Source organism: Sorangium sp. So ce726, from assembly GCF_051521405.1.
Classification (GTDB): Bacteria; Myxococcota_A; Polyangia; order Polyangiales; family Polyangiaceae; genus Sorangium.
The window spans coordinates 3208001-3222824 of record NZ_CP150349.1 but is presented as its reverse complement, the minus strand read 5'-3'; the positions used below and the strand labels follow the sequence as shown (position 1 = coordinate 3222824).

The 14824-nt window shown below is 67.2% G+C and carries 7 protein-coding genes; 1 reads left to right on the top strand and 6 read right to left on the bottom strand.

Going from position 1 to position 14824, the window contains the following annotated elements:
• Positions 1-28 precede the first annotated feature (28 nt).
• The 3 genes from WME79_RS12250 to WME79_RS12240 all read right to left on the bottom strand — a co-directional run bounded on the left by WME79_RS12250 (position 29) and on the right by WME79_RS12240 (position 4380).
• The gene (locus WME79_RS12250) at positions 29-1042 is read right to left on the bottom strand and encodes a hypothetical protein (RefSeq protein ID WP_437534976.1); all 1014 of its coding nucleotides are present in this window, start codon (positions 1040-1042) and stop codon (positions 29-31) included.
• A 159-nt stretch (positions 1043-1201) separates the two neighbouring features.
• Entirely contained in the window at positions 1202-3358 is a 2157-nt protein-coding gene (locus WME79_RS12245) for a TonB-dependent receptor plug domain-containing protein (RefSeq protein WP_437534974.1), read from the bottom strand.
• A 98-nt stretch (positions 3359-3456) separates the two neighbouring features.
• Complete coding sequence (locus WME79_RS12240; RefSeq protein ID WP_437534972.1) at positions 3457-4380, bottom strand: hypothetical protein; 924 nt, start codon at positions 4378-4380, stop codon at positions 3457-3459.
• A 1446-nt stretch (positions 4381-5826) separates the two neighbouring features.
• Between WME79_RS12240 and WME79_RS12235 the strand changes: the two genes are divergently transcribed.
• Positions 5827-7602, top strand: coding sequence for a rhamnogalacturonan lyase (locus WME79_RS12235; protein ID WP_437534971.1), 1776 nt, complete (start codon positions 5827-5829; stop codon positions 7600-7602).
• Between the two features lie 123 nt (positions 7603-7725).
• Here the strand turns inward: WME79_RS12235 and WME79_RS12230 are convergent, their stop codons facing one another.
• From WME79_RS12230 to WME79_RS12220, 3 genes are all read right to left on the bottom strand, one after another.
• Positions 7726-10023 carry a sensor histidine kinase gene (locus WME79_RS12230; protein WP_437534970.1) on the bottom strand — a complete coding sequence of 766 codons (2298 nt, stop codon included), beginning with the start codon at positions 10021-10023 and terminating at the stop codon, positions 7726-7728.
• Complete coding sequence (locus WME79_RS12225) at positions 9918-11933, bottom strand: bifunctional serine/threonine-protein kinase/formylglycine-generating enzyme family protein (protein WP_437534969.1); 2016 nt, start codon at positions 11931-11933, stop codon at positions 9918-9920. The genes WME79_RS12230 and WME79_RS12225 overlap by 106 nt, the downstream gene beginning before the upstream one ends.
• Before the next feature lie 203 nt (positions 11934-12136).
• Positions 12137-14530, bottom strand: coding sequence for a glycoside hydrolase family 9 protein (locus WME79_RS12220; protein WP_437534968.1), 2394 nt, complete (start codon positions 14528-14530; stop codon positions 12137-12139).
• Between the last annotated feature and the right edge of the window lie 294 nt (positions 14531-14824).

Below are 14824 nucleotides of genomic sequence, written 5' to 3'. Positions count from 1 at the left end.
CGGCGCTATTTTTGGTTGCAGGTTCCGTTTACTCGACCGTCTGGTCAATCGACCTGAGCGCAGACTCCTTCAAGCCGTATTGCTTGCGAGCTCTTTCGAGCGCGACGATCGTCTTGATCTCCAACGGCAGCTGGATGGCGGGGCGACGGATCTGCCAGCCGCCGTCGGCCAGATCGAACACCATGTCCGCCGTCTGAACCGCCAACGCGGCATAGTCAGGCACCATCGCGAACGTGCCCAGATGAACCGGCGTCAGAAGCGATGGGACGCCGACGATGACCGGAATGGGGCATTTCTTGCCCACCTTTGGCAACCAAATGGAGGCCAGCCATCGCGGCTTCAGTAGAATGTTGTCATTGAGCACCCAGAGAGCATCGATCTTTTCGTCTTCCACCAGCGACTCTAACGCTGTGGCGACCTCGGTGCGGCGGGGGTCCCGACCGACTTCCTGGCCGACGATCTCGATCTGCTCCACTTCTGCCAACTTCTTCTGTCGGGCCATGAATCCCGCGAACGGAGCTCGATAGACGACTCCTACACGTCGCACCGGGCGGTTGATGATGGATCGGAGCTTCACAAACTGAGTGACGCCGGGAATCTCGTACGCAATGCCGGTGGCATTCTGCACCCTGTGGTAACTGTCTTCCAAGAACGACGTCATCGTGATGACCGCAGGCGGAAACTGAGTCCCGGCCGGCTGAGCGTTCTGATAGGCGCGGTAGAGCCGCACCGCTGCATTGTCCATCAAGATCACGCTTGCAGGCCTGATCGCTCGAATATCGTTTGCCAAGAGCTCCGGGCCCGACTCTTCATTGATGCGTTGCTCGAAGACCGCGAAGTCGCCCGAGAGTTCATCCCTCAAGCCCTTCCAAACGCCTTCGACGTGCTCGCTGGCTGGCATGACGACGAGGATGGTGGGAGCGTTCGCGGGCCGGTGCATCCCCCGACTGCGATCGGACGGAGCTGCTGGGATCAGCGGAAAGAAGGCCTTCGTGGCACAAGAAAGGCCACAGCCTACCAACAGCAGGGCGGCGAGCATCATCCGCGCTCTTATCGGTTTACCCCCGGTTCTGTGTTGACTTTGGGGTCGACTTTCTGGCGAGCGCGGCATCGGGCTTCTCCTCCAAGGCGCTTTCGAAATCCCGAACTCGAATCCGACGAATCGTGGCACCATTCCCGGTCGCAGGCGGTCGTCTCGACCTCACCACAACTCCTGTGCTAATTGCATGGTGAATGTTCGTCCCAGTGTGGGCAGGTCCATGCCGACGGGGCCGGGTTCCGAATAACGGGCGCCGGTGAGGTTACGGATTGCCAGCGAGACCCGGGTTTCGCCGAGCGAAAGCGGCTTGAAGTCGTGGCTAGAGACCACCAAGTCGACTCGCATGTAGGCGGGTAGCGCATATGGCTTTCCGTCATTGAGGCGGAGGTTCTGTTCGGTCGGTCCGCGCTCGCCCACCCAACGCGCCGTGGCCGTCATCTGAAGGTACGCCTCCGGGATATCGAGCCCGAACGACGACATCCCCCAGACGTTGGGGAAGAGCGGTGGCGCCGCGAGGTCTTTGGTCGGGTCCGTTTCATCCGATTTCAGCTGCTTTTGATACGCAAGCCCAACCTCCCCATGGTACCTTCCGCCAGCCAGTCTCATGGCCAGCTCGGTGCCGACGAAGTCGCGAGTAGGCCCGTTTTTCGCAATATAGCCGAGCCCGTTCGTCGCGAAATCGATGCTGCGCTCGAGCTGCTGGTAGAAGAGCGATGCGCTGATCTCAACGGCCTCGAATGCACGGATGTTGAGAATGAACTCGCCGCTTTCGACCACCTGTGGCAAGAGCGGAAGCTGGCCCACGGCGGAACGATTGCCAATAATATTCCCTGTCGTTCCGAAGCCGGGGTTAGCAAACAGGAGCAACGCCGACGGAGCTTGGAAGGCGCGACCCCCCACCGCTCGCACCGTGACGTCCTCGAACAGTCGATATCCGACAGCTGTCCGCCAGCTCGTCGCGGCGGGGTAAAGGTTCGACTTGTCTAGCCGGAAATCGCCGAGGACAACAAGGTCCGGCGCGATCTTGAGGTTCTGAATGGCGACCTGGCCGTGCACCGCCATGTTGGTGATGTGCTGAAACTCGGCCGTGCCATCGGGAAGGAGAGACTCTTCGTAGCCTGGCGAGTGTCCTGCCGCTGGTTGACGATAAATTTGAGTGTAGAACGGAACGCGATGTCGTTCGATCGCCGCATCGAAGCCTAGCGCGGTGCTGAGCCACTTCACAGGATCGAACGCGAGTCCCAGACGCCCGTCGAAAGCGTGGTAAGAGAAATTGCGGTGGTAGGCATATTGCTGACTCCCGGACAGATACTGCAGGTCGTCCGCCGCTGGCGCCCCCTGCGACCACCCCAGCGAAGCCCATGTCGAGAACTTCTTCGACCATTTGCGCTCGCCCGTGGCGGAGGCCCAGTAGTTGTCGATGACGTACTTCGAGTTGTGCGTGAGCGCCGAGAAGGACTGGAATTCGCCATAGGCATCGTGGTGTTGCGCTCCGCCCTGCACCGTCAACTCGCCGAGTCCCTCGCGCGATAGTCGAAGATTCGCGTAGAAGCTCGCCGGACGTGCCAGATCGCCCTTGGATCTCGCTTCAAAGAAATCCTTGTACTGGACGCTTCCTGGGTCTTGCTTCGGAAACGTCTGTTGCACGGCCAAGCCTGAGCGATCGAGATTCGAATCCGATGTGGACATGAGCAAGCTCAGATGTTCCGAGCTGTAGGTGACGGTAGCCCACCGATCGAGCCCGCTCGCCCCGGACGTCGAGTAGCCCAGACCAGCAGCGCCGTGGCCCCCTTCGGTGGGTTCGCGGGTGATCACGTTGATCGTCGCGATGAAGGCGTTCGTGCCATACACCGCCGACAACGGACCACGCGCGATGTCTACTTGCTCGACCGCGTCGATTGGTACGTACTCGGGGCCGAGAAACGCCGTCATGTCGGGGCGAAATGAGACCTCGATCCCGTTGATCATGACCTTGACGATGCGGGTGGCGGACGCGAGTCCACCAGTGGTGCCGCGCACGCTGATGGTAGGCGTAACGAGATCGTCGATCACGTAGAGACCTGGGACGTGCGCCAGCACTTCCGCGAGCGAGCTCCAGCCATGTCGCTTGATGTCTTCACGCGTATAGACGAAGACGTTCGCTGAGGACAGGTCCTGCGATTCTGCCTTGCCGCCGCTCGCGGTCGTCACTTCGCGAATGTCCAGCAAGTTGGTCAGCGAGAGCTGATCGAGCGCGGTCTCGTCGAAATCCCCTGCGGGAACGGCCGGCTGCGAATGGGCTACGCTCGGCGCCATGAGCCACAGAAGACCGGCGGTCACGGTCGCCCTGTTGCGCAAGCGCTTCTGGGGTAGGTGGCTGTGTGTCCTGGTCGTCATGATTCCATTGCAACCATTCCGGAAGCGGGGGCGCGTCGACCTCATCTCCATTCGTCGACCCCCAGATCCGCCAACACGTGTTTTGGGAGCTTCCGGATCGCGCTCTCGATGACTTGACGATTGCTCAAAAACGTGACTGCCACCAGCCCGACCTTCGCCGTCGAGAGGCTGAGGAATACGAAGCGCATCGTGCTCTTGGACTCGAAATCGGAGCGAAACCGCTCCGGGAGGAGCACGGCGTCGGCCGTCTGGAACTGGAGCAGCGGCAGCAGAGCCTCGATCTTCGTGACGCGCTGGACCTCCGGCGCGTCGCTCACGCCCAGGAGCCCGGCGACGAACTTCGGGAGCGCTTTTCGCTCGACCAGGTCGATGATCCCGTACCTGTGCGATGAGAGCATGTCCTTGGTCAGCGCCTTCGTCGAGACCAGGAGGTATTGCTCCGCGTCGCTTCCCCCCTTCAGGCCCTGGAGGTCGGCTGTCCGGTTGAGCGAGGCCAGGACCGGTCTCGGCGAGAGCGCCGCGCTTGGCGGGGTGGCCTCGAGCGCCGTCCTGAAATCGCTCAGCTTCCCGAAGACCGTGACATCGACGCCGGGCATCGCCTCCTCGATCTCCTGCTCCAGCGCTCGAGCGCGGAGCGGCGTCACCGCGTAGACATAGAGCGTGGCCTCGGGGCCGGCCGTGGTCGGGGGGCTGAGCAGCAGGAGGCAGCACCCGAGCAGCAGAGCCGCCGCGAGCAGGACCGCCGACGCGCGCGCGGACCGCCGAGGTCGCCAGGGCCAGAGACCGGCCGTCCCGCTCCGAACACGCGCGGCCAGCTCCTCGACAACAGGGTGAGATGCTCCGGGTCGAAATGGAGAGATCAAGTCGTTGTCTCGCCGCGTACGCTCGTTGTCGCGCCGCGTCCATGACGGTATCCAGCGGTGCGTGGCCTGCGCTTGCTTCGCGAGGTGCTCCAGGGCAACCACGGCCGCTGACCGCTGTCCCCGCGTGGAGCGCGCGCGACACCTATCCACCCCCCTCGTGCCCTCCCGGTCATCGTGAACAGTCAGCGTATCCGAGGATCGACCCTCCTTGTCAAGCGCCCCTGGTCATGGCCGCACGAAGCGCGGTCAGGGCCAGGCGGCCGTGAAGCGGACGCGCGGTTCGGAGCGAGGAGGCGCTCCGCGGCTAAACAAGCCTCGTGCCCCGCGCGCGCCGCGAAGCGATGGTCAGCGAGCCGACAGGATCTCTGAGGCGCGGCATCGAGAGACGGCCATGTCGGGTCGAGGCGCGCCAGGCTTTACACCGGTCGCTGGCCCGCTTTCGGCGGCCTTCCTGCCCGGCGGAAGCACGAGATGGTAACTGGGGTTGCCGACACATTCTGCGTTGTTTGCACACATGTAGAACGGCGGTGCGCGTGAGGCTTGATGTCGCCACCTGCGACCACAGGAGAGGGTCGCACGGCAGCGATGACACAGGGTGGTTCGCTGCTGCGACATGAGCTGGAACACCGGCGTTCTGACCGATCCTGGCAGGGCGCTTTGACCACTTGCTCTGTCCTGCGACACCCAGGCTGCCGTGAAGTAATTCCACTTGCCGCTGGCGTCGGCGTTGAACCCGGTGAAGCCGTCGTCGAAGTTGAGCGCCCACGCCGCCGACGGGTTCCGCGCGGCCGCGTGGGAGCCCCAGTACCAGTCGTTGCTCCGGGCACCGCGCTCGCCTCGTCTCCTACAGCGGGGAGCAGGTTCGTGCGCTACGGGCTCATCCGCGTCGTTCGGCTCCCTGCGGCGTACTTTCGTATGCCTCACTCGCCTGCCTAGCGGCTGAGCCCGTATCACACGAACCAGCTCCCCGCTTTAGACTATTCCGCCAGGTCACAAAATTCTACTCCTGCGGCTCCTCCGGGATGCGCCTCAAAAAATCGAGAGGACACCTCAGAGTGGTGACCGAAAGCCAGCACCTCATCCCACATACCCGTCGAGTTCTGGAAACGGTGATCTCGGACGTTCCGTTGCGGCGGCTCAGCGGCCGCTCGGTCGAGGGGTGATCCGCGCTCAGCTCACGCACGCCACGTCCGGCAGCGCCGACGTCGGCGTTCGGCTTATTTTCGATTGGCTTGAAAGGCGAGTACTATAATGAGAGACATTGCGTACGGGACCATGGCCCTGGTCGTGGCGGGAGCCCTGAGTGCGTGCAGCGGGTCCGAGTCGGGCGATGATGGTTCCGGTGGCGCTCCGAATGCAGGCGGCGCATCGGGACAGACGTCCAGCGGCGCATCGGGGCAGACTTCCAGCGGCGCATCGGGGCAGACTTCCAGCGGCGCATCGGGGCAGACTTCCAGCGGCGCATCGGGGCAGACGTCGAGCGGTGCAGCGGGCGGTGGAGCCCCCGGCACGGGCGGCACCGACAACCCAGGCGAGTCGATCTGCGGCGTGACGCCGGCCGCCGCGGCCGGCCACGTCACGCTGGAGAACCTGTGCCGCGGCGTGGTGGCCGTGCGCTCGGGCGAAGGCAACTTCATCAGCTGGCGGTTGATGGGCTACGAGGATCCCGAGATCGGGTTCAACGTCTACCGCGACGGCGCCAAGGTGAACGACACTCCCATCACCGACTCGACCAACTACTTCGACTCGGGGGCCCCCGGAGGCGCGAAGTACACCGTCCGCGCCGTGCTCGATGGCGCCGAGCAGGGCGACTCGGCCAACACGCGTGGCGGGGACTCGGGCACACCCACGTGGCAGCAGAACTATCTGACCATCCCGCTCAAAACACCCGACAATTACGAAGCCGGGGACGCCTCTCCCGGCGATCTCGACGGCGACGGCGACTACGAGCTCGTGGTCAAGGAGCAGGACACCCCGCGCGATCCGTCGCAAGACGGCCGCACCGGCCAGCCCAAATTCGCGGCCTACGACACCGACGGCACCTTCTTGTGGCGCATCGACCTGGGCGTCAACATCCGTGAGAGCGAGCACACGACGCCCTTCGTCGTGTACGACCTGGATGGCGATGGTCGCGCTGAGATCGCCGTCAAGACCGCGCCCGGCACACGCGATGGGAAGGGAGCGTTCCTGCACACCGGTCCCGCCGCCGACGATGACGACTCGCGAGACTATCGCAACGGGGCGGGCAAGATCTTGAGCGGGCCGGAGTATCTCACGATCTTCAGCGGCGTCGACGGCTCGGAGCTCGCGACCATCGCGTACCACGCTCCCATCACGAGCGGCAGCTTCGGCGACAACAACGGCAACCGCTCGGATCGCTACAACGCCACGCTGGCGTTCCTCGACGACTCCGGCCAGCCGAGCGTCGTCATGCAGCGGGGCTACTACGCCCGAACGACGTTCGGAGCGTACAACTACCGCGACGGCAAGCTGAGCCTGATGTGGAGCTTCGATTCGTCCGCGAACGGCAACGGTGCCTACGCCAGCAAGGGCACTCACAGCGTCATGGCAGCGGATACGGACGGCGACTTGAGACAGGAGATCATCCCTGGTGGCGCGACGATCGGCCCCGACGGCAAGGGCAAGTGCGCCGTCAACTTCGGCGCGCACGGCGACGCGCTTCACATCACCGACCTGGTCCCCTCACGCCCCGGGCTCGAGGTGTTCCAGCCGACCGAATCGAACGGCGTGCCCTCCTACTTCCTCCGAGATGCGGAGACCTGCGAGATCCTGTGGCGCGGCCCCAACAGCGACGGCGAGGGACCGGGCCGCGGCGCCGCCGACGACATCTCTCCCGACAACCCCGGAGGTGAGGCCTGGACCAACACCGCCGGCCTGTTCAACGCGGCCGACGGTCGCAACATCGGCTCCCGTCCCCGCCAGGTGAATTTCCTGATCTGGTGGGACGGCGACGAGAGCCGCGAGCTGCTCGACGGCAACACCGTCACGAACTTCGACGGCGAAGGTCGGGGCTTCACCGCGAACGGTTGCACCTCGATCAACGGCACCAAATCGGTGCCGACGCTCAGCGCAGATCTGTTCGGCGACTGGCGCGAAGAGGTCGTGTTCCTGTGCGGCGACAGCCTGCGCATCTACACCACCGATCAGATCACCGAGCGCCGCATCTACACGCTGATGCACGATCCTCAGTACCGCGCGAACGTGTCGGCGCAAAACGCGACCTACAACCAGCCGCCGCACACCAGCTTCCACATCGGCGACGGCATGAGGGAGCCCCCCAGACCCGACATCACGGTGCGGTGATGCCGGAGCGCCGTCGTGCGGCCGGAGCGCTGCCGTCAGCGGCTTCGCTCCGCCGCATCGACGGGCCGAGCAAAAAAGAATAGATTCGTGCCGTGACGCGTGAGGGCTTCAGCGCCGGGCAAGTTATGCTGCCTGCGCGGGTTGAGCCGCCGGAAACCACAGCCGGAAGGTCGAGCCCTGGCCCGGCGGGCTCTCCACGGCGATGCTGCCGCCGTGCGCCTCCATCAGCCCCTTGACGATGTAGAGGCCCAGGCCGAGCCCCGTGTTCTTCTCGCGCGCCCGCGGGGCCTGGAAGAAGCGATCGAACAGCCTGCCCAGATCCGACGCCGCGATACCCGGGCCGCGATCCTCGACCGCCAGCGCCGCGCCTCCCGACTCCGGACGGAGGGTCACGCGGATCGGCAAACCGGCACCGGAGTACTTGGCGGCGTTGTCGAGCAGGTTCGTGAGGATCTGCGACAGCCGGGCCGGATCGACGAAGACCTCCGGCACACACCCCTCGACGTCGAGGGTCACCGGGTGCTGCCCGAGGGTCGGCTCGATTTCAAGGAGCAGCGCGCGCGTCGCCTCCTCCAGCGACACGGACTGGCGCTCGAGCGAGAGCCGCCCGAGCTCGATGCGAGAGACGTCGAGCAGGTCCTGGCTCATGCGCGAGATCCGGCTGCCTATCCGGCGCAAACATTGGAGTTGCTGAACCGACACGACGACCGAACCGTCCTCGCGTTTCGCGAGCAGCCCGTCCAGAAGCAGCGTCATGGCCGCGACGGGGTTGCGGAGATCGTGAGCGATGACAGCCGCGAACTCGCTTCGCAGGCGGTCCATCTCGCGATGAGCCTCCTGCGTGCGCTCGACCTGCTGGGCGTAGGCGATGGCCAGCGCCGACTGCGCGGCGAAGAGCCGGACCATACGCTCGTCCTCCTCCGCGAACTCGGCGCCACCGTCCTTGTCGCAAAGATAGAAATTGCCGAACACCTTCTGCCCGATGAGCAGCGGGACGCCGAGGAAGGACGTCATCGCGGGGTGATGCGCGGGGAAGCCGACCGACCGCGGATCGGCGTGGATATTCGCCACCCGGCTGGGCCGCGGGTCGCGGATGAGCGCGCCCAGGAGCCCGCGGCCATGGGGTAAGCTGCCGATGTCGCCGGCGACCTTGTCGGCGACGCCCACGTGGATGAAGTCCGAGAGCCCTGTGCCCTCGGCGTCGAGCACCCCCAGGGCGCCGTAACGGGCGCGGGTCAGCTCGCAGGCCTGCTCCACCAGGCGGCGCAGCAGCGCGCGCAGGGGCATGGCGGCCTCGATGTCCATGGCCACGTCGCGGAGCAAGCGCAGCCGGCGGGCCTCGCGGCGCTCGGCGTCGCGCAGCCGCGCTTGCCGCAGCCCGAGCGCGCAGGCGCCCGCCACGCCCCGGAGCAAGCGGCGCTCGATCCTGCTGAGTTTCCCCGGCTTGCGCCGCGCAAGCCCTAGCACCCCGACACGCTCGCCCCCTGCGCTCAGGGGGAACGCCGCCACCGCGTGGAGCCCGAGCTCGAGCAGGTGCATGCCGCGGAAGGCGCCCTCTGGCAGATCCTCGATGCGCGCGACCTCCTGGATGTCGCCGGTCTCGATGGCCAGCGCCATGACGCTGGCAGCCAGGTTCAGGTTGTCATCTTGCGCGAACGCCTCGGGAAGGCCGACCGAGGCGACCAGCCTGAGGCGCTCGCCGCCCTCGTGGGCGACGAGAAACACCGCGTCGGCGCGAACGGCGGCGGCCACCTCGTCGAGCAGCCCATGGGCCAGGGCCGAGGGCTCGTCCGCGCTGGGCAGCGCGGAGCCGATACTGGCCACGAGGTCGGCGAGCCGGATCGCGAAGGGCTGATCGGCGACGTTTTCGAACACGAGCAGCGCCTCGCCGGCCGACGCGCGGCAGCGCACCAGCAACAGCAGGCTGCGGCCGGTCGGTCGATCGTACCAGACCTCCTCGTCGCTGAAGGACTCGCCGCGAAGGGCGCGCCGCCACGGCAACTCTCTCTCGGCGAGGACCGCCTGGCTCCCGAGCCGTGATATCTCGAAGCGCTCCGAAAGGCGTTCCGGGGTCGGTGCCTCCATCTCCAGGAGCTCGCTCAAGGACGCGCTCGCCTGGACTCCGCCCGTGCTGGTCAGCCTCATCACTGGCCAGGGGAGCAACGACTCCACGATCATGCGGAAGCACTTGGTACGCCCGCGGGCGACCGTCGAGGTCACGCCGGCTGCGAGCGCTGGGCGCATCGAGATCGATGACGTGAGGTCGAGCGGCGGCTCCGCCAGGTCGCGCTCGGCAGGAGTTTTGACCCGCGGACCTACGGTGCCTTGGCGCAGCGGAAGCCGATGCTCCAGCCGCGCGCCGTGGAGGCGCTCGGGCGGCGATGAGCGGAGCGCACATACTGGCTCTCGACCGTGTCCCACCCGCCGCCGCGGAGCACACGGCGGGAGTCGTCGCAATCGTCCCTGTCGTAAGGGCAATAATGGCTCTCGGTCCACTCCCAGACGTTGCCGGCCAGGTCCAGGGCTCCGGCAGGCGACTTCCCGGCCAGCGATCGCCCGACGGGGGCGGTCGCCGGGGCCGCGTCGCCGTCGTTGTACATGCGAGGCCACGGCCCCTTCCCCACCTTCTCTAGCCGCTCCGTCAGCATCTGGCTGCACTCCGGTCCGCAGGCGTTGAGGCGTTCGCCCGAGGGAGGCGCGTGGCCCCAGGGGTAGGTCCATGCGTCGTTGCCGCGCGCCGCCAGCTCCCACTCCGCCTCGGTGGGCAGCCGCTTGCCGGCGGCGGCGCAATACGCCTTCGCCTGGTACCAATCGACGCAGTTGATGGGGTGGTCCAGCGCCTCGGGGCCGTTGCAGAACTGGCTCCAGAAGGAGCGGCCGCTGGGCGTGAGCCCCTCCGACTCGACGGTTTGCCGCGGGCGCTCGCAGGCCGCGCAGTCCGAGTAGGCCTTCACTGTCACCTCGGTGACGTCGAGGCAAAACCGACTCACGGTCACGCCATGTCGCGGCGTCTCGTCGCTGGGCGTCTCCGCGTCCGCCTCGGAGCCCATCTGGAACTCGGTGCCTTCGATGAGCACCATGCCGCCCGGGCAGCCGCCCGAGCCGGCCGACGGCGCGCGCAGGAAGAGGTACACCCCCGCGCCCGCAGCACACGCGGCGGCGGCGAGCGGCACGGCGCGCCGGAGGCGCGAGGCGCGCGCGCCCGAGGGGCCCCGCGCCGCGGGCCGCTCCGCGGCGCGCTGGTGGAGCACGGTGTGGCCGGCCGCAGTGTCAGGGACAGGGCTTGCCGTCCCGGCGTCGCCCGCAAGCGCGCCTGAGCTCGTGAGCGCGCCTGTTGTGACAGGCTCTCTCGCGCGCTCGTCGGCGTCGTGGGGCGCGCCCAGAAGAGCGACCGGCGCGGCCACGGTCGTGGCGAACGCGGCCGGGTGATGGCGGCCCGCGGGGGCGTCGACCTCCACGGTCCAGGCCTCCAGGCCCAGAAAGGCATCGACCATCTCGCGCGCCGACTGGAACCGGCAGGTCGGATCGACGGAGAGCGCCTTGGAGAACCAGTCGTCGATCGACGCCGGCAGGCCTGGCCTCTGCTCGCTGGCGGGGCGGAACCTCCCCTTCAGGACCGCCGCGCCGACGGCGACGAACGAGCTGCCCTGGAACGGCAGCGCGCCGGTCAGCGCCTCGTAGAGAATGACGCCGAGCGACCAGAGATCGGAGCGGAGATCGACGTCCTTGCTCCCCTCGAGCTGCTCGGGGCTCATGTACGGCGCCGATCCGATCACCATCCCGGTCTCGGTGAGCGCGGGGTTCGCCGCCGGCACCGCCGCGTCGCCCGCGACCTTCGCGACGCCGAAGTCGAGCACCTTGACGAAGAGCGGGTATCCCTGGCCCCCCTCCGTGATGAAGACGTTGTGGGGCTTGATGTCGCGGTGCACGATGCCGAGCTCGTGGGCGCTCTCGAGCGCGCTCCCCACCTGCCGCACGAGCGACCTCGCGGTGGCGAAGCTGAGGCGGCCGCCGCGCTCGAGGAGCTCGGCCAGCGAGAACCCGCGCAGGAGCTCCATCACGAGGTACGGCACGGCGCCGTCGACGACGCCGTAGTCCATGACCTGCACCACGTGCGGGTGCGCGATCCGCGCCGTGGCCCTCGCCTCGCGCTGGAAACGCGCGACGAGGGCAGGACGCTCCGCCGCCCGCTCGGGGCGGATGAACTTCACCGCGACGTCGGTGTCGAGGGCGAGGTGCCGCGCGGCCCACACGACCCCCATCCCGCCCTGCCCGAGAGGCCTCAGCAGGTGCAGCTTGTCCGCGATGACGGCGTCGGGTCGGAGCTCCACGAGGACCAGGCGGATGGTACCACCGGCGCGCCGGCGGCTGCACGGCGGCCGGCGGAGCCTGCCGTCAGGCGGTGGGGGAACTCCCCCACTCTTCCGGAAGGATGGAACCGCCAAGGCGCCATGAGACGCCAAGATTTTTGTGTTGTACTTGGCGTCCTTGGCGCGCTTGGCGGTTCAAAAGACCCCGCCTTCGGCCAACGCGGCTACGGCTTCGCCTTCTCGTCGAGGAAGCCGGTCACCCACGCGAACGGCGCGTTCCAGTTGATCGTGATCTCGTTCACGCTCCAGGCCTCGATGTTGTCCACGAAGCACCGCTCCGCGACGCACCCCTTGAGGCCGGCGCTCTGGACGTGGGGATCCTGGAGCGAGGAGTTCGGCCCGCCGGAGACGGCGCCGGGCGGCGCCTTCGGGTACTTGCTGTTCGCCTGGTGCGACCAGAACCGGTGGTGCGGATTCTCGAGCGGCTTGTCGCCGTAGCCGGTCACGTACGACTGCCCGAGCGGGTTGCGCCCGAGGAGGTAGTCCATGCCCAGCACCACGCCGTCGAGGTATTTCGGCTGCTTGGTGAAGTCGCTGGCGAGCGCCAGGACGAGCATGTTGTTCAGCACGAACGAGTTCGAGCCCCACTCGTACTTGCCCGCGGGCGTCCGAGCGACGAGCGTCCGGTACCCCTCCTTGTCCGCGATGGCGAGGTACTGGTCGGCCGCCTTCGCGATGCGGCCGCGGATCTCCTTCTGCCACGCCGCGTCCACGTGGCCGGGCACGATCGCCATCGAGATCTGGCCGAGCCCGTCCGTGATCCGCCAGTTCAACGACGAGACGACCCCGTCGACCTCCATCGGGAAACGGGCGTTGAGCGGCGAGTCCTGCAGGAACTTCTTGTACTCCGGCTTCCCCGTCGTGACGAAGAGCTCCGCCGCGGCCCAGTAGAACTCGTCCTTGACGTCGGTGTCGTCGTACGGCCCGCCGCCCTTGTCGCCGCCGGGCGGCGCGTAGAGGGCCGGGTTCTGCTTCGCCGCCGCCCACGCGCGCTCGGCGGCCTTCAGGCACTTGGCCGAGAACGCCGCGTCCACCGTCTTCCAGATGCGCGCGCACTGCGCCCCCGTGGCCGCCACGTTGAGCGTCGCCGCGGTGCTCGGCTTGTGGAGGAAGCGCGCCAGCTTGTCCTCGTGCGGCGCGAGGCCGAGGCCCGTCCACGACTCGTCGTGCATCTTGTGGTGGACCATGCCGGCGAGCGGCTTGCCTTCCGGCACCTGCATGCCCAGCAGGAACTCGAGCTCCCAGCGCGCCTCGTCGAGGATGTCGGGCACGCCGTTCTTGCCCTCGGGGATGTTGAGCTTGCCGTCCGCGAAGTCGGCGCTCGAGGCGCCAAGGTGCTTCGTGCGCTCGTACCAGTTGAGCAGCGTCCACACCGAGATGCCGCCGTTGACAACGTACTTGCCGTGGTCGCCGGCGTCATACCAGCCGCGGGACGCGTCGAGCGCATAGTCGCAGCCGCTGTCCTTCAGGCAGCGCGTGCTCTTGTCGTGGAGGTGCCCCGCCGGGCGCGCCAGCTCGGGCTTGCCGGCGAACGGCATCTTGATCTCGATGCCGCTCCGGTTGTGGTAAAAATACGCGAGCGCGTCGTACTTGAGCTTCTGGTAAAGGCCCGTTCCAATGTCGAACGGGAAGCTCTTCTCCTCCCCCACCTTGAGCACGTAGCCCTGGCCCGGCGCCTTGACGGCCGTGAAGTCGACGAGGTGGACGTGATCGCCGGAGGCGCCGTCCTTTCCGAAGACCTTGGTCTGGCCGTGGGCGACCGACTTGCCGGAGGCGTCGAGCAGCTCCCACGCGACCGGCGCGGTCGCCGCGCTGTTCACGCTGGCGATCTTGATGGCGCCAGGCAGATACCCGATCTGGTTCACGGCGACCTTCGGCGCCGCCGACTCGGTCACGGCCGCCGCGGCCTTGAACTGCGGGTCGTCCAGGCGGATGTCGTCGATGCAGACCTCGAACGGCTCCTTGGCCGACGCCATGGCGCCGCCGATGTGGAACGCGAGCTCCGCCGTGGCGTCATCGGCCTTCCCCATCGAGAACTTGCCGGAGAAGGTCTTGGGCTCGGTCCCGAGGATCACGGTGTCCGACCAGTACTCCTCGTAAGGCGGCCCCGACATGCCGACCTTCGGTCGCGCCTTCGTGGGCGAGGACGCCCACGCCTTGTACTGGAGGGTGTAGCTGTGCCCCTTCTGGATCACCATCTCCCGGTGGCGGAACTGGGCGTCCCAGTTGTTTGACCCCTTGTTCGTCACCGTGACGCAATAGGCCCCCTTCTTCACCTCGGCGCTGCCCGCGCCAGGCGCGGTGAACGAGGTGGTCCAGGGCAGGCTCTTGTTGTCGTCGAAGTTGGATGCCTTGAGCAGGTTGGTCTGCGCGGGCTCGGAGCCCCCCGCGGCGCTCGCGTCAGCGCCCGCGCCGGGGTTCGCGCCGCCAGGAGGGGCGGCCCCCGCTCCGGGGCCCTGCGTGACCACGCATCCAGCGCTCAGCCCGAGCGCGAGTGTCAGCGCGGACACCCGCCCCGCTCGGCGGAGGATCGACTGCTTGAGAAGAAGGTCGTTCATAAGTCCTCGGTTCACGGCTGGGAGCAATCGGCGCATAGAAAGCGGCGATTCCGTCCGTCTTGTCAAGCGCAATCCTCGCCGGCGCGCCGCTCGTGGGCGTCGCGCGTCGCGCGTCGCGCATCGCGGCGCCGTCCCGTCATCGTTCGCCGGCCAGCGTCCGGGGCCAGCCATCATCAGCCATCCCGCGCGGCCTGCGGCGCGCAGCGCTCCCAGGCCGCGCGGGCTGCGGCGCGCGGAAGGCCCGGCAAATTCGCGCTGGTGCCGGTGGCGAGGCCGCACTAACCTCCGCCGCAC

Coding starts and splice junctions, on each gene's coding strand:
- WME79_RS12250 (WP_437534976.1), bottom strand. CDS start 1,042: ATGATGCTCGCCGCCCTGCTGTTGGTAGGCTGTGGCCTTTCTTGTGCC.
- WME79_RS12220 (WP_437534968.1), bottom strand. CDS start 14,530: ATGAACGACCTTCTTCTCAAGCAGTCGATCCTCCGCCGAGCGGGGCGG.